General features: G+C 69.8%; 15 protein-coding genes. 9 read left to right on the plus strand and 6 right to left on the minus strand.

The window, feature by feature from the left end; translation table 11 throughout:
- The first annotated feature begins 84 nt into the window (after positions 1-84).
- Positions 85-1,188: a microcin C ABC transporter permease YejB gene (locus MFF22_RS07920; protein ID WP_238248417.1), complete on the plus strand. Its 1,104-nt coding sequence runs from the start codon at positions 85-87 to the stop codon at positions 1,186-1,188.
- A 291-nt stretch (positions 1,189-1,479) separates the two neighbouring features.
- On the opposite strand, the gene MFF22_RS07925 is transcribed toward MFF22_RS07920, so the two are convergent.
- On the minus strand, positions 1,480-2,109 hold the full coding sequence (locus MFF22_RS07925; RefSeq protein WP_238248418.1) for an NIPSNAP family protein: 630 nt from the start codon (positions 2,107-2,109) through the stop codon (positions 1,480-1,482).
- Positions 2,110-2,225: 116 nt separating this feature from the next.
- On the opposite strand from MFF22_RS07925, the gene MFF22_RS07930 reads away from it, so the two are divergent.
- The gene (locus MFF22_RS07930; RefSeq protein WP_238248419.1) at positions 2,226-2,729 is read left to right on the plus strand and encodes a GNAT family N-acetyltransferase; all 504 of its coding nucleotides are present in this window, start codon (positions 2,226-2,228) and stop codon (positions 2,727-2,729) included.
- 3 nt (positions 2,730-2,732) lie between these two features.
- Here the strand turns inward: MFF22_RS07930 and MFF22_RS07935 are convergent, their stop codons facing one another.
- Together MFF22_RS07935 and MFF22_RS07940 are read right to left on the minus strand one after the other, a co-directional pair.
- Positions 2,733-3,932: a multidrug effflux MFS transporter gene (locus MFF22_RS07935; RefSeq protein WP_283206160.1), complete on the minus strand. Its 1,200-nt coding sequence runs from the start codon at positions 3,930-3,932 to the stop codon at positions 2,733-2,735.
- A 107-nt stretch (positions 3,933-4,039) separates the two neighbouring features.
- Entirely contained in the window at positions 4,040-5,029 is a 990-nt protein-coding gene (locus MFF22_RS07940) for a c-type cytochrome (RefSeq protein WP_238248420.1), read from the minus strand.
- Positions 5,030-5,287: 258 nt separating this feature from the next.
- Here MFF22_RS07940 and MFF22_RS07945 point away from each other — a divergent pair, with 258 nt between their 5' ends.
- Both MFF22_RS07945 and MFF22_RS07950 read left to right on the plus strand, forming a co-directional pair.
- Positions 5,288-6,031 (plus strand): 3-deoxy-manno-octulosonate cytidylyltransferase, encoded by a 744-nt coding sequence (locus tag MFF22_RS07945; RefSeq protein ID WP_238248421.1) that lies wholly within the window; start codon positions 5,288-5,290, stop codon positions 6,029-6,031.
- 12 nt (positions 6,032-6,043) lie between these two features.
- Positions 6,044-6,898: a prephenate dehydratase gene (locus MFF22_RS07950; protein ID WP_238248422.1), complete on the plus strand. Its 855-nt coding sequence runs from the start codon at positions 6,044-6,046 to the stop codon at positions 6,896-6,898.
- 171 nt (positions 6,899-7,069) lie between these two features.
- On the opposite strand, the gene MFF22_RS07955 is transcribed toward MFF22_RS07950, so the two are convergent.
- On the minus strand, positions 7,070-7,795 hold the full coding sequence (locus MFF22_RS07955; RefSeq protein ID WP_238248423.1) for a tyrosine-protein phosphatase: 726 nt from the start codon (positions 7,793-7,795) through the stop codon (positions 7,070-7,072).
- Between the two features lie 163 nt (positions 7,796-7,958).
- Here MFF22_RS07955 and MFF22_RS07960 point away from each other — a divergent pair, with 163 nt between their 5' ends.
- The gene (locus MFF22_RS07960) at positions 7,959-8,465 is read left to right on the plus strand and encodes a GNAT family N-acetyltransferase (protein WP_238248424.1); all 507 of its coding nucleotides are present in this window, start codon (positions 7,959-7,961) and stop codon (positions 8,463-8,465) included.
- A gap of 106 nt (positions 8,466-8,571) precedes the next feature.
- A complete protein-coding gene (gene ppa / locus MFF22_RS07965; protein ID WP_238248425.1) occupies positions 8,572-9,105 on the plus strand; it encodes an inorganic diphosphatase in 534 nt (177 codons plus the stop codon).
- Positions 9,106-9,150: 45 nt separating this feature from the next.
- Here ppa and MFF22_RS07970 read toward each other — a convergent pair whose 3' ends face one another.
- Entirely contained in the window at positions 9,151-10,404 is a 1,254-nt protein-coding gene (locus MFF22_RS07970) for an FAD-dependent monooxygenase (RefSeq protein ID WP_238248426.1), read from the minus strand.
- A 126-nt stretch (positions 10,405-10,530) separates the two neighbouring features.
- Between MFF22_RS07970 and tesB the strand changes: the two genes are divergently transcribed.
- The 3 genes from tesB to MFF22_RS07985 all read left to right on the plus strand — a co-directional run bounded on the left by tesB (position 10,531) and on the right by MFF22_RS07985 (position 13,631).
- Complete coding sequence (gene tesB / locus MFF22_RS07975; protein ID WP_370877586.1) at positions 10,531-11,394, plus strand: acyl-CoA thioesterase II; 864 nt, start codon at positions 10,531-10,533, stop codon at positions 11,392-11,394.
- Between the two features lie 298 nt (positions 11,395-11,692).
- A complete protein-coding gene (locus MFF22_RS07980; RefSeq protein WP_238248428.1) occupies positions 11,693-12,031 on the plus strand; it encodes a P-II family nitrogen regulator in 339 nt (112 codons plus the stop codon).
- A 100-nt stretch (positions 12,032-12,131) separates the two neighbouring features.
- Positions 12,132-13,631, plus strand: a complete 1,500-nt coding sequence (locus MFF22_RS07985) for an ammonium transporter (RefSeq protein WP_238248429.1) — start codon at positions 12,132-12,134, stop codon at positions 13,629-13,631.
- A 171-nt stretch (positions 13,632-13,802) separates the two neighbouring features.
- On the opposite strand, the gene serA is transcribed toward MFF22_RS07985, so the two are convergent.
- Positions 13,803-15,410 (minus strand): phosphoglycerate dehydrogenase, encoded by a 1,608-nt coding sequence (gene serA, locus MFF22_RS07990; RefSeq protein WP_238248430.1) that lies wholly within the window; start codon positions 15,408-15,410, stop codon positions 13,803-13,805.
- Positions 15,411-15,543 lie beyond the last annotated feature (133 nt).

A 15,543-nucleotide genomic window follows, 5' to 3' on the forward strand; every position in this document is an offset into this window, starting at 1 on the left:
TAGAGGCGGCCCGCCGCCCCTGGATTGCTTCGCGATGCTCGCAATGACGATACCGTCTTCCGAGGATGCGGGCACCCTGACGCCATGCTGAGCTACATTCTGCGCCGGATCGGCCTGATGATCCCGACCCTGTTCGGCATCATGCTGATCACCTTCGCCATCGTGCAGTTCGCCCCCGGCGGTCCCGTGGAGCAGGTGCTCTCGAAGATGCAGGGGCAGAACGAAGGGGCCCTGTCCCGCGTCACCGGGGGCAACGGAGACCTCGGCGGCGGTGCGCGGGGCGGCGGCGGGGGCGCCACGAACTCCCGCTACCGCGGCGCCCAGGGGCTGAGCCCGGAATTCATCGCCAAGCTCGAAAAGCAGTTCGGCTTCGACAAGCCGGCCCCGGAGCGCTTCGCCCTGATGCTCTGGAACTATGTCCGCTTCGATTTCGGCCGCAGCTACTTCCGTGATGTCAGCGTCATCCAGTTGATCCGCGAGCGCCTGCCGGTCTCGATCTCCCTCGGGCTTTGGATGACGCTCCTGTCCTATGCCATCTCGATCCCGCTGGGCATCCGCAAGGCGGTGAAGGACGGCGAGCGCTTCGACCGCTGGACCTCGGCCGTGGTGATCGTCGGCTACGCGGTGCCGGGCTTCATGTTCGGGCTGATGCTGATCATCCTGTTCGCGGGTGGCTCGTTCTATCAGTGGTTCCCCCTCCGGGGCCTCACCAGCGAGGGGTGGGAGACGTTCTCCCTCTGGCACAAGATCACCGACTACGCGTGGCACATGGCCTTGCCGCTGACCGCCCTGGTCATCGGCGCCTTCGCCACCTCGACCCTGCTCACCAAGAACTCGTTCCTGGATGAGATCCGCAAGCAATACGTCCTCACCGCGAAGATGAAGGGTCTGTCCGAGCGCGGGGTGCTCTACGGCCATGTCTTCCGCAACGCGATGCTCATCGTCATCGCGGGCTTTCCCGGGGCCTTCATCTCGGCCTTCTTCACCGGGTCGCTGCTGATCGAGACCATCTTCTCCCTCGACGGGCTCGGGGAATTGTCCTTCCGGGCCATCGTCGGACGGGACTATCCGGTGGTGTTTGCAACGCTCTACATCTTCTCGCTGATCGGGTTGGCGGTGAACCTCCTCTCCGATCTGATCTATGTCTGGATCGACCCGCGCATCGATTTCTCGGCCCGGGCGACCTAGAGCGTTTTCGGGAAGCGTTGGATCACGGAGCCTCTCCGTCTTTGCGAGCGAAGCGAAGTAATCCAGGGCAGCGGAACCTGACCGGATGTGGCGGATCCCCTGGTTGCTTCGCTTCGCTTGCAAAGACGGAAGCTACAGCATGATCCGAATTTCCCCGAAAACGCTCTAAACTATTGTCCCCTGAAGGTGGACGCGCGGAAGCCCCTACCGTCAGGGCGAGCGTCAGGTGCCCGGACAACCTCGCCGGAGCCGCGCTCACCACGTCGTGGCGGACCGCGGGCCGGAAGAGGGTCAGCTTCGTTTCCGTGTGACCAAAGCCTGCCCGGCCACAGGCAGGGCGATCACGGACATGGCCTCGGCGATCTGGTCCGGGCCGCCCTTCGGGGGCCATGTGCCGTTGGCGTAGTGGGTTTCGCGAAGGTGCGCCCGCTGCTCCAGGCTGTCGAAGGCCCAGACATGCGTGATGCGCGGCGGGCCGTCGAGGGCGTAGAGGTTGGTGACGAGGTGGCGCGTATACTCCTGAGCCGGCGCGATGGCGGCCTCCCAGGCCGCGAGGGTCGGGGGCAGCCCCCCGGGCTTGAGACGGTAGGTGCGGAACTCGTACAGGCCGCCGCGCCCGGCCACGGTGGCCTCCGGCAGGAAGGGGAAGGGCGCGTAGCTGTCCATCTCGAGGGCGGTGATCGCCCCGCCACCCCGGAACGGATCGTCGCTCATCAGGGCACGGCGGCGCTCGGTCGTCATGTCCTGGGGCTCGGCAAAGGCCCGCAGCACGAGGACCCGGCCCAGGGGACCGATCTCCGTCCGCCAGCAGCCGAGCAGGACGCCCCCGGCCTCCGGCTCCTCCGCCCAGGACGCCGCCCCCTGGGCGACCCGGCCCACCGCCAGGAGATGGCAGGACAGGGTGGCGAGTTCGTACAGCATGGGCTTCCCTCCGGCGGGTTGTCCGGGGACAAGCCGCCCGCCGCCCTTCGGATCCGGTTTGCCGCGGCGCCGCCGCGCTGTTACGCGGCTACGGTTTGAGCGGAGCCGCATGAGCCGTGACCACCCTCTCCCTCGTCGTCCGCCCCGAGCGGGCGGAGGACGCCCCGGCCATCGCCGGCCTGGAGGCCCGCGCTTTCGGACCCGGCCGCTTCGCACGGACGGCCTACCGCCTGCGAGAGGGCAATCCCCACCGCCTCGATCTCGGCGTCACGGCCTCCGTCGGCAGCTTCCTCGTCGGCTCCGTGCGGATGAGCCCCGTACGGGCGGGGGCGGCCGGCTTCGTCATGCTCGGGCCCCTGGCGGTCGATCCGAGCTTCGAGGGGCGGGGCATCGGGACGGCCCTGACCCGGGCCAGCCTCGCCGCGGCCGGGGCGGCGGGGGAAGGGGTAGTCATCCTCGTGGGTGACGCGCCCTATTATGCCCGCTTCGGCTTCGCGCCGGTGCCGCCGGGGCGTCTCGTCATGCCTGGTCCGGTCGATCCCGCCCGGCTCCTGTGGCTCGAACTCGCCGAAGGCCATGCCGCCGGCCTCTCCGGGCTGATCGAGCCGCGGCGGGGCTGACCCTCACCCCCGCCGCAGGGCGAGCCCCGCCACCAACCCGGCCGCGAGGAGCGTCCCCGCGACGGGGGCGGCCGACGTCGCGGGCCAGGCCGTCGCCGCGGCGGTGAAGAGCGCGCCGAAGGTCATCTGCGTGAAGCCGTAAAGGCTCGAGGCCGAGCCCGCCGCATGCGGATCGACGTTCATCAGGCCGGCCACGGCGTTGGGGCTCAGCAGCCCGACCCCCACCGCATAGGCGAAGAGCGGGACGATGAGCGTCGTCACCGTCAGCAGGCCCGAGCGGTCGACCGCCAGCAGCGCCACGGCGGAGGCGATGCAGATGACGTTGCCGCACCGGGCACCCCACAGGATCGAGACCCGCCCGGCGATCCGGCTCGCCAGCACGGCCCCGGCGACCATCCCGAACACGACAAGCAGGCAATCGAACCCCACTTCCTGCGGCGAGCGCCCGAGGCGGTTGACCAGCAGGAACGGCGCGACGGCCAGGAACGCGTAGAGGCTCGTCCCGGCGCAGCCCCCCGCCACGAGGTAGGCGCGGGAGGTCGGGATCCGCACGAGCCGCAGATAGCCGGCCAGCACCGCCCCGATCCCCGGCAGGGCGACCTTGTGTCGGTTGGTCTCGGGTAGGGTCAGGACCACAAGCGCCCCGAGCAGGGCGACCACGACGGCCAGGAGCACGAAGACGGCGCGCCAGCCGAAGGCTTGGCTCACCACGCCGCCGATGGCCGGGGCCAGGGCCGGCGTCAACGTCATCGCCGTGACGAGGATGGCGAGCTTGCGCGCCGCGTCCTCCCGGGTCGAGACGTCCCGCACCATCGCCCGTCCGATCACGAGGCAGGAGCAGGCACCCAGCGACTGCATCATGCGCGCGACGAGGAGGATGCCGAGGTTCGGCGCCGGAATCGCCAGCAGGAGCCCCGCCAGATACAGGGCGAGGCCGCCGATCAGTACCGGTCTCCGGCCATAGCGGTCGGACAGGGGGCCGTAGAGCAATTGCCCGCCGGCGAGGCCGACCAGATAGACCGTGATCGTGGTCTGGATCCCGGCCGCGTCCGTCCCAAGGTCGGCGGCGGCCACGGCCAGGGCGGGCACGAAGATGTGCAGCGCCACCGTGCCGGTCATCGTCACCGCGACGAGGAGGGCAAGGGAGGCGTGACGCGCGGGCCGCCGGTCGGATGGATCGTCGGGTGATAAGTCTTCGGGCAAAGGGCCGTCCTCTGCACGTCGGGCGGGATCCCCGGGGGATCGCCCGCCTCTGGCCTGAAACGCAAAAGGCCGGGCTCGCGCCCGGCCTGCCGTCCCGTTCGCGAAGCCTACTTCGCGCCCGAGGTGTCGTCCTTCTGCGGAACCTGGATATCGAGTTCCTTGGCCTTGTCGACCGCTTCCGGATTCGCCTGGGCCGGGGGCTCCTTGGTGGCCGGCGAGGACGGCGCCGTCGGCTCGGGCGGGATCACGCTCGACGGCTGGCCCTGCTGATCGCTGTCATGGGCGTCGGCCGGAGGGCTCGGGGCGTTGCGGTCGCTGCCATTGCCCTCAGGGCGGGGGCTGCCGGCGGGCTTCTCCATCGCCGGCTTGGCGGTGGAGAGGTCGGCGGGCTTGGCGGGGCTGTCCTTGCCCTCAGAACCCTTGTTGAGGGCCGGCTTGTCGGCGCTCGGCTTCTCGGCAGCGGCGGGCGCGGCCGGGGCGGGCTTATCCTCGGTCTTGCCCTCGCTCTTGCCCTCGTTCTTGGCCGCGGCCGGCTGGGCGGCGGGCTTGTCCTCGGCCTTGTCGGCGGCAGGCAGGGGCTTCGGGCTGTCGGACAGGGTGTGGAGGTAGGCGATGACGTTCGCCCGCTCCTGAGGCGAGGCAATGCCGGCGAACCCCATCTTGGTTCCCTTCACGTAGGCCTTGGGGCTCGTGAGGAACTCGTCGAGGTCGGCATAGGTCCACTCGCCGCCCTTCTCCTTCATGCCGGCGGAATAGTCGAAGCCCTCGTGGGAGCCCTTCTTGCGCTCCACGACGTTCCACAGGTCCGGCCCGACCTTATTCGGGCCGCCCTTCTCGAAGCTGTGGCAGGCCTGGCAGGCCTTGGTGCCGGCTTGGCCCTTCTCGACGTTGGCGCTGGCCAGCCGGACGGCGATGGGCTCGACCTTCGCCTCGGCCGGGGCGGCGGCCTGCTCGGGTTGGGCCTCGGGCAGATCGTAGCCCGCCTTGCCGGCGGGTTTCGGGTGGTAGATCAGCTCGGCCACGAATCCGGAGCCGGCCGCGAACAGCAGGGCACCGAGCACGGCGCCGGCGATCTTGTTCACCTCGAACGCGTTCATGGGCCTCTCTACGTCCCCGGGGCGGCATCGGTGCGGACACACCATGCCGCCCGGCCCCACTCTGGAAGGCTTCGAGGGTGCCTTAGCCGCTTCCGGCCGACCTTGACAATGCCGTGAGTGCCGAACTCAGGGTCGCGGGGGGCGGCGGGATGCAGAATTTCGCCGAAAGTGTCACCGGCCGGCGACGCGGGTGCGACAGGGGGGACAATCGGCCGCCGGCCTGATACAGACCCGAGCCTTACGCGGACCGTTCCAGCCATGTCCGATCCTCTCGTCCTCATCCCGGCGCGACTCGCCGCCACCCGCCTTCCCAACAAGCCCCTGGCCGACATCGCCGGCGAGCCGATGATCCTCCACGTCTGGCGCCGGGCGGTGGAGGCCGGGATCGGCCCCGTGGTCGTCGCCACGGACTCCCCGGAGATCGTCCGGGTGATCGAGGAGGCCGGCGGCCTCGCGGTGCTGACCCGTCCGGACCATCCGTCCGGCTCCGACCGCCTTGCCGAGGCCCTCGACAGCATCGATCCGGAGGGCCGTCACGACGTCGTCGTCAACGTCCAGGGCGACCTGCCGACCATCGATCCGGCGATCATCGGAGCCGCCATCGTCCCCCTGGCCGACAAGGCGGTGGACATCGTCACCCTGTGCGCCCCGATCACCGACCCGGAGGAGGCGGACAATCCCAACGTGGTCAAGCTCGTCGGCCACGAGGTCGGACCACGCCGCCTGCGGGCCCTGTACTTCACCCGCGCCCGCGCCCCCTACGGCCCCGGTCCGCTCTGGCACCATATCGGCCTCTACGCCTACCGCCGGAAGGCGCTGATCCGCTTCGTCGCCCTGCCGCCGGGCGAGTTGGAGACCCGCGAGAAGCTGGAACAGCTCCGGGCCCTGGAGGCGGGCATGCGCATCGATGCGGTGATCGTCGACGATCTGCCCCTGGGCGTCGATACCCCCGCCGACCTCGACAAGGCCCGGGCGCTGATGCTGCGCCGCCGCCTCAACTGAACCCGGAACGCGATGTCCGCACGCACCATCTCCTACCAGGGCGAGCCCGGGGCCAACTCGCACATCATCTGCTCCCGGGCCTACCCGGACTGGACGCCCCTGCCGTGCCCCACCTTCGAGGACGCCTTCGCGGCGGTGACGGAGGGCCGGGCGCAGCGGGCGATGATCCCCATCGAGAATTCCCTGGCCGGGCGGGTGGCCGACATCCACCACCTGATCCCGACCTCGACGCTGCACATCGTGGCCGAGCACTTCCTGCCGATCCACTTCCAGCTCCTGGCGCTGCCGGGCACGCCGGTCGAGGCGCTGAAGTCCGTCCATAGCCATGTCCACGCCCTGGGCCAGTGCCGGCGCATCATCCGCCGCCTCGGCCTGCGCGCCGTGGTGAGCGGCGACACGGCCGGCGCTGCGAGGGAGATCGCCGAGGCGGGCGATCCGAGCCGGGCGGCCCTCGCCCCCGCCCTGGCGGCGGAAGTCTACGGCCTCGACATCCTCGCCCGGGACGTGGAGGACGCGGCCCACAACACCACGCGCTTCGTGGTGTTCTCCCCCGATCAGGAGCCGGCGACGGGGGAGGGCCCCTTCGTGACGAGCTTCGTCTTCCGGGTGCGCAACATCCCGGCGGCCCTCTACAAGGCGCTGGGCGGGTTCGCCACGAACGGCGTCAACATGACGAAGCTCGAAAGCTACATGATCGAGGGCGAGTTTACGGCCACGCAGTTCTACGCTGAGGTCGATGGCCACCCCGAAGAGCCGGGCTTGCGCCGGGCGCTCGATGAGCTCGGCTACTTCTCGCGGGAGTTGCGGATCGTCGGGACCTATCCGGCCGACCCGTTCCGCGAGGCGACCCGGCCGGCGGCGGAGTAGGGAATCGATTTCTCGATGGCCTCTCGGAACGTCCCCGTATGCCAACCCCGTCATTGCGAGCGCAGCGAAGCAATCCAGGAATGCGCTTTGTTTTGAGGCGTCCCGCTGCCCTGGGTTGCTTCGCGTTGCTCGCAATGACGGGAAGGGCCCGCGCCCGCCCGAACGCCGCGCCTATTCCCGCCGGATCACCCGGTCCACGACCACGTCGGACCAGAAGCCCGGCCGGAAGTCGCGCTTCAGGGCCTCCGGATCGTAGACGGTCTCGACCCAGGTGAGGAAATCAAGGCCCCTCGGCTCGCCCTCGGTGAGGTAGCGGGCGAAGAACGCGTCGAGGATGCCGGTCTTGGCGAAGCGGAAATGGCCGTATCGCGCCGAGAGCTGCCGGGCCGCCTCCGCGACCGGACGCCCCTCGTGCAGGATCAGGTAGAGCGCCGCCGCGAGTCCCGCCCGGTCCGCCCCCGACTTGCAGTGCATCACCGCCGGATACTCGATCCCCTCGAAGAAGCGCTTGGCGGCGAGGATGGTCTCCCGGTCGGGCGCCTCCCGGGAGCGCAGCACGAACTCCACCAGGGCCAGCCCGTGGCGCTCGCAGGCCTCGCGCTGGAGGGGCCAGGAGCCATGCTCGCGCCCCCCGCGTAAGGAGATGATCGTGCGGACGCCCTCGGCCCGGAACCGGGCGAGCTGGTGTGGGCCGGGCTGGGCCGAACGCCACACCTGCCCCGTCCCGACCCGGTGGCGGTTGAGATAGGCGAGGCGGAACACCCCGTGGTCCACGAGCAGCATGTTCGCCCAGGCCATGATCCGTCCGCCGGGGCCGGCGATCGGCCGCTCGAATCGGGCGATGCGGGCCATGCGGCGGGCGTAGCGCGTCTCGGGCTTGAGGAAACGTTTGAGCACGGCGGGTCCGGGTGGCGACGGCCGCCTGTACCAGCCGGCCCGAGGCCGGGCAAATGGGCGACCGCGAAACGGCGCCGTTCTTGCCTTCACACCGCCCGGATGGGCGGCGAACCTGTGGGTCCGCTGCGGGTTGTCAGCCGGAGAAACAAGGGAGGCCGAGGCGATGAGCACGCGCACCACCAGCATCCGCCGGGCCCGGGAGGCCGATATCGGCGGCTTGTCGAGGGTGTTCGATGCGGCCTGGCGCGAGGCCTACCGTGGGATCATCCCCGGGGTGTCCCTCGAAAAGCTGATCTCGGCCCGGGGGCGGCCCTGGTGGCGGGCGGCTCTCAGCCGCGGGCGGCCCATCGCCGTGCTCGACACCGGCGAGACCATCGTAGGCTATGCCGCCTACGGGCGCGCCAGGAGCCGCGCCCTGGGGGCCGACGGCGAGGTGGATGAACTCTACCTGCTCCCCGAATACCAGGGCGTGGGCCTCGGGCGACGGCTGTTCAAGGCGGTCCGCAACGATCTTGCCGACCACGGCCTCGGGCGGCTCGGCGTCTGGACGCTGGAGGATAATATTCGGGCGGCTGCCTTCTACGAAAGTCTGGGGGGAACGCAGGGCCCCCTGGTTCCGGACCGGATCGCGGGGATCACGCTGGCGAAGGTCGGCTACATCTTCACGTAATCGACCGGTTTTTGCCCCTCCGTACGGAAGGGCGATTTGCAGGCGGCGCGTGCGTGTCTATGACACCCCCCACAGCGGAGACATCCGCCTCAGGGAGCGAGCCCCCATGAACATCGACGCGATCTCGATCGGCAAGAATCCGCCGCATGACGTCAACGTCATCATCGAGGTGCCGCTCGGCGGAGAGCCGATCAAGTACGAAATGGACAAGGAGGCCGGGGCGCTGGTCGTCGACCGGTTCCTCTACACCCCGATGTTCTATCCGGGGAACTACGGCTTCATCCCGCACACCCTTTCGGGCGACGGCGACCCCTGCGACGTGCTCGTCGCCAACACCCGCGCCATCGTGCCGGGGGCGATCATGAGCGTGCGCCCCGTGGGCGTGATGGTGATGCAGGACGAGGGTGGTGAGGACGAGAAGATCATCGCCGTGCCGTCGCGCCGCCTGACCAAGCGCTACGACCGGGTCGAGAACTACACCGACCTGCCGGAGATCACGATCCACCAGATCCAGCACTTCTTCGAGCACTACAAGGACCTGGAGCCCGGCAAGTGGGTGAAGTTCGTCCGCTGGGGCGACAAGGAAGAAGCCCACCGCCTCATCCTTGAGGGCATGGAGCGGGCAAAGAACAAGGCCTGAGGGCGCATCCCCTCTCCCCGCCTGCGGGGAGAGGGAAACCTGCCCTCACCGCATCAGGCGCGGCACGCTGTCCCGCCGCTGCGCCGCCTCGCGGATGAAGAACCCCTTCAGCCCCGGGAGCCGGTCCACGAGGCCCAGGCCGAGGTCCCGGGCCAGACGGACGGGCAGGGCATCGTTGGAGAACAGGCGGTTGAGCCCATCCGTGGCCGCCGCCATCGCCAGGGTGTCGAAGCGGCGGGCCCGCTCGTAGGCCCGCAACACGTCCGGCCCCCCGGGATCGAGCCCGAGGCGGATCGCGTCGGTGATCCCCTCCGCCAGGGCCGCCGCATCGGCGAGGCCGAGGTTCAGGCCCTGCCCGGCGATGGGGTGGATGACGTGGGCCGCGTCCCCCAGGAGCGCGAGGCGCTCGGCCTGGAACGCCCGGGCGATCCCGAGGGACAGCGGGTAGCTGTGCGGCCCTGCCTCCAGGGCGATCTCCCCCAAGTCGAGGGTGAAGCGCCGGGCGATCTGCTGCAGCACCTCGTCCGGCTCTCCGGAGAGCAGGGCTTGCGCCTCCTCCGTCCGCTCCGTCCAGACGATAGAGGAGCGGTGGCCGAGGGCACCGCCGTCCCGCAGGGGCAGGATCGCGAAGGGGCCGGACGGCAGGAAGTGCTCGAAGGCCCGTCCCCCGTGCGGGCGGGCATGGGCGATGGTGGCGACGATCCCGACCTGGGGATAGGACCATCCGACCCAGCCGATTCGGGCCGCCTCGCGCAGGCGGGACCGGGCGCCGTCCGACGCGACGAGGAGGTCGGCTCCGGCATCCTCTCCGGTGCTGAGCGCCGCGAGGATCCTGCCGCCCTCGCAGGCCGCCCGGACCACCGACGCCGGCTCGACTTCGACCCCCGCCTCCGTGCAGCCCGCGAGGAGGGCGCCCCCGAGGGGCTCGGCCTCGACCATGTGGGCGAAGGGCTCGTCCGCCTCCCGGGGGGACTCGCCGAAGCTGAGGAAGACCGGCCGTACCGGGTCGGCGAGGCGGCTGTCGCTGATCTCCATCCGCGTGATCGGCTCTGCGGCCCCGTCGAGGGCATCCCAGATTCCGAGGCGCGTCAGCATCCGCCGTCCGCCCGCGGCGACGGCGTAGGCCCGGCCGCGGTGGCGCTCCGGTGCCGCGCCGCCAGGATCGAGGACGCGCACGTGAAGGGCCGCCCCGTTGGCGCGTTTCAGGGCGAGGGCCAGGGTCAGCCCGGCAAGGCCGCCGCCGGCGATCAGCACCGTGCGGCTGCCGGGGCGTGCGGTCTGACGCGCACTGACCGTCATCGTAACCTCCGTTCGCGCCGCGGCCGTGGACCGCGCGCCTGCGCAAGCCTATGTCGCATCCGAACCCGGAACGGAAACCCCGGGGCTGCGGATCTCTTCCGAATGTCCGATGCCGACATTGACGCGATGACCGAGGCGGTCGCCGAACTCATCGCCATCCTCGACCTCGAGCGGCTGGAGGTGGACCTCTTCCGCGGGCAAAACCCAAAGACCGGCTGGCGCCGGGTCTTCGGGGGCCAAGTGGTGGCCCAGGCCCTCGTCGCGGCCACCCGCACGGTGCCCGTCGACCGGCCGGTCCACTCTCTGCACGCCTATTTCCTCCTGCCGGGCGATCCCCGTGTGCCGATCGTCTACGAGGTCGAGCGCCTCCGCGACGGCCAGAGCTTCACGACCCGCCGGGTGAAGGCGATCCAGAACGGACGTGCGATCTTCGCCACCACCGTCTCGTTCCAGGTGGTCGAGGACGGCTTCACCCACCGGCCCGCGATGCCCCCGGTTCCGGGGCCGGAGGATCTGCCGGACGCCCGCGATATCGCTGCGATGGCGGGTCTCGCCCTGCCGGAGGCCATCGCTGCCTACTTCGCCCGGCCGCGGCCCATCGAGCTGCGCCCCGTAGACCTCGGCCGCTACCGGGGAGGGGAGGGGCGGGAGCCGGTCTTCAATGTCTGGCTTCGGGCGGCGGCATCGCTGCCCGACGACGACGCCCTGCACCGGGCCGTCCTCGCCTACACCTCCGACATGACCCTGCTCGACGTGTCGCTGATCCCCCACGGCCGGTCGGTCTTCGATCCGCAGGTCCAGGCGGCGAGCCTCGACCACGCCCTGTGGTTCCACGGGCCGGTCCGGGCCGATACCTGGCTGCTCTACGCCCAGGACAGTCCGGCCGCCGCAGGGGCGCGGGGCTTCGCCCGGGGCCAGATCTTCGACCGCGAGGGCCGACTCATCGCCTCCGTGGCGCAGGAGGGGTTGATCCGGCCACGGCTGGATTAAAGCCCCAGGCGGAACGTGCCCGGCGTCTTTCACGCCGGGCTTCGCGCTTTTTGCGCAACATGCCCGATCTGCAGGCATCGGAGGCATAGACCTGCGCAATCGATTGGCATGACGGCGGCTAATTTGCAGGCATGCCGCCGTTCCGGGCGGTCTCGCACGGTTAAGCTTGGGTGGCACAGTCCTTGAATAGTGGAGCGTAACCGCAGGCCATTCCGGCCATGTGGGCCACCCGGACCGGGGTGCCGCGCCGGTCGGGCAGCGGCGACGGATCCCAAGGACTCACCAGGGGGTGCCACCCATGAAGATCGTGATGGCCATCATCAAGCCGTTCAAGCTGGAGGAGGTGCGCGATGCCCTCACCGGTATCGGCGTGCACGGCCTGACAGTGACCGAGGTCAAGGGCTACGGCCGGCAGAAGGGCCATACCGAGATCTACCGCGGCGCCGAATACGCCGTGAGCTTCCTGCCGAAGCTGAAGATCGAGGTGGCGGTCGCCAGCGACCTGACCTCCAGCGTCGTCGATGCCATCGCCGGGGCCGCCCGCACCGGGCAGATCGGTGACGGCAAGATCTTCGTGATGCCCCTCGAAAAGGCGGTTCGCATCCGGACCGGCGAGACCGACGCCGACGCTCTCTGATCGGATCGGCTGCGGCGGCTAAGCCGGCCGCACCCGTTCGACCCCCGATTTCCTTTTCCGACCATCAACACCGCGAATAGCGACCGGGAGCCCCGTGCCCATGAAACTCCGTACTGCCCTCACGCTCGGCCTGGGAGGGGCGGCCCTCGCCCTCCTTCTGGTCGAGCCCTCGCTCGCGCAGACGCCGGTCCCCGAGGCCGCGTCCCCGCCCCCGTCACCGATCCCGAACAAGGGCGACACCGCCTGGATGCTCATCTCTTCGGCCCTGGTGCTGATGATGAGCGTGCCCGGCCTCGCCCTGTTCTACGGCGGCCTCGTCCGCACCAAGAACATGCTCTCGGTCCTCACGCAGGTCTTCGCGATCGTCGCGATCGTCGGCCTTCTCTGGGTGTTCTACGGCTACAGCCTCGCCTTCACCAACGGCGGCGGCATCAACGACTTCATCGGCGGCTTCTCGAAGGCGTTCCTGAAGGGCGTCGATCCGAATTCCACGGTCGCGACCTTCTCCAACGGCGTCGTGATCCCCGAATACGTCTACATCTGCTTCCAGATGACGTTCGCGATGATCACCCCGGCCCTCATCGTTGGCGCCTTCGCCGAGCGGATGAAGTTCTCGGCCCTGGTGGTCTTCATGATCCTCTGGGTGACGATCATCTACTTCCCGATGGCGCACATGGTCTGGTACTGGGCCGGCCCGGACGCCGTCGGCAACGCCGCCAAGGCCCTCGCCTCGGCCACCGACGACGCCGCCAAGTCGTCGGCGCAGGCCGCCCTCGACGCCGTCAACAAGGATGCGGGCTTCCTCTTCCAGAAGGGTGCCCTCGACTTCGCCGGCGGCACCGTGGTGCACATCAACGCGGGCATCGCCGGCTTCGTCGGCTGCCTGATGATGGGCAAGCGCATCGGCTACGGCCGCGACCTGCTCGCCCCGCACTCCCTGACCATGACCATGATCGGCGCCTCGCTCCTGTGGGTCGGCTGGTTCGGCTTCAACGCCGGTTCGAACCTCGAGTCCAACGGCACCACGGCGCTCGCCATGCTCAACACCTTCGTCGCGACCTGCGGCGCGGCGGTGGCGTGGTTGTTCGCCGAGTGGGCGATCAAGGGCAAGCCGTCTCTCCTCGGCATGGTCTCGGGCGCCATCGCGGGTCTCGTGGCGGTCACCCCGGCCTCCGGCTTCGCCGGCCCGATGGGCTCGATCGTCCTCGGCCTCGTGGCCGGCGTGGTCTGCTTCATCATGTGCTCGACGGTGAAGAACGCCCTGGGCTACGACGACTCCCTCGACGTGTTCGGCGTGCACTGCATCGGCGGCATCCTCGGCGCCCTGGCGACGGGCATCCTCGTCGATCCGAACCTCGGCGGCGTCGGCATCCCGGACTACACCACCAAGCCTGGCGAGCTGACCGTCGGCGCCTACGACATGATGAGCCAGTTCATCGTGCAGGCTGAGGCCGTCGGCCTGACCCTGCTTTGGTCGGGCGTCGGTTCTGCGATCCTCTACAAGCTCGTCGACCTGACGATCGGCCTGCGCGTGACGCAGGAAGAGGAGCGCGAGGGCCTCGACATCGCCGATCACGGCGAGCGCGCCTACAACTACTGAGCCTCATGCTCTGACGACGAAGGCCCCGGCTCCTGCGAGCCGGGGCCTTTCTTATTTGCATGGCCGTCCTTGCGAGCACAGCGAAGCAATCCAGGGGCGGAGGTCCGCTTTCCGAACGTCGCGCTTCCCTGGATTGCTTCGCTCCGCTCGCAAGGACGGGCGTGGGTGTCGTTAAAACCGCAAAGCCCGCGCCCGCTTCACCTGTGGAATCTCCGAGATCTGCGCCAGCACCGCCTCCGGCACCGGGCCGTCCACGGCCACGAAGGCGATGGCGTCGCCGCCTTCCCGCTCCCGGCCGAGGTTGAAGGTCGCGACGTTCATGCCCGCCTCGCCCAAAAGGCTGCCGAAGCGGCCGATGAAGCCCGGCTTGTCGTCATTGCGCACGAACAGCATGTGCGGGGCGAAGCCCGCATCCATCGCGATGCCCCGGATCTCGGTCACCCGCGGCTTGCCATCCTGAAAGACGGTGCCCGCCGCGTCCCGGGGCATGTCCTGCGCGTCCACGGTGATACGGACCACCGATTCGAAAGTGCTCTGAGCTCCGCCCCGGCGGACCTCGTCGACCACGATGCCGTGCTCGTGGGCCAGCGCCGGGGCCGAGATCATGTTCACGTCCGAGCGGAAGGCCCGGAGCACCCCCGTCACCGCGGCCGCCGTGAGGGCGCGGGTGTTCATTTCGGCCACAGCCCCCTCGTAGACGACGCGGATGCCGGTGACCGGCGCCTCCGTGAGCTGGCCGAGGAACGAGCCGAGCTTCTCCGCCAGTTCCACGAACGGGCGCAGGCGCGGCGCATCGTCCGCGCTAATGGCGGGAAAGTTCACCGCGTTGGCGATGGCCCCGTCCGCGAGATAGGCCGAGATCTGCTCGGCGACCTGCAGCGCCACCTTCTCCTGTGCCTCGGCGGTCGAGGCGCCGAGATGGGGCGTGCACACGACGTTTTCGTGCCCGAACAGCGGGTTCTCGTGGGCCGGCTCCGCCGCGAAGACGTCGAGGGCCGCCCCCGCCACCCGCCCCGAATCGAGGGCGGCCCGGAGCGCCGCCTCGTCCACGAGGCCGCCCCGGGCGCAGTTGACGATCCGCACGCCGGGCTTCGTCCGGGCGAGCGCCTCGGCGGAGAGGATGTTGCGGGTCTTCTCGGTGAGGGGGACGTGCAGGGTGATGACGTCCGCCCGGGACAGGAGGTCGTCGAGCTCCACCTTCTCGACGCCCAGAACCACCGCCCGCTCGGCGGAGAGGAACGGATCGTAGGCGATCACCTTCATCCGCAGGCCGATGCCGCGTTCCGCCACGATGGCGCCGATGTTGCCGCAGCCGATGACGCCCAGGGTCTTGGCGGTGAGTTCGATGCCGAGGAAGCGGTTCTTCTCCCACTTCCCGGCCCGCGTCGAAGCATCGGCCTGGGGGATCTGGCGGGCGAGCGCGAACATCATCGCGATGGCGTGCTCGGCGGTGGTGATCGCATTGCCGTGGGGCGTGTTCATCACGATCACGCCCCGGGCCGTGGCGGCGGGGACGTCGACGTTGTCGACGCCGATCCCCGCCCGCCCGATCACCTTCAGCCGGGTGGCGGCCTCCAGCACCTTGGGCGTGACCTTCGTGGCGGACCGGATGGCCAAGCCGTCATAGGCGCCGATCTCACGGATCAGCGCGTCCCGGTCCTTGCCAAGATCGGGGCGGAAATCGACCGCGATGCCGCGGTCTCGGAAGATCCCGACCGCCGCATCGGAGAGGGCGTCGGAGACGAGGACTCGTTTCGGGGATGACGTCTGCGCGGGCATGGGACCTCCGGCGCTGGAATGGATCAGGGTGCGCGCGGGCGTGTCCCTCTCGCTCGACAGGATGAGTGCGGCAGCCGTCCCAGCCTACGCCTCATCCTGAGGTGCGGCGAAGCCGCCTCGAAGGAGACCTCCA

Source organism: Methylobacterium persicinum (assembly GCF_022179525.1).
GTDB lineage: Bacteria > Pseudomonadota > Alphaproteobacteria > Rhizobiales > Beijerinckiaceae > Methylobacterium > Methylobacterium persicinum.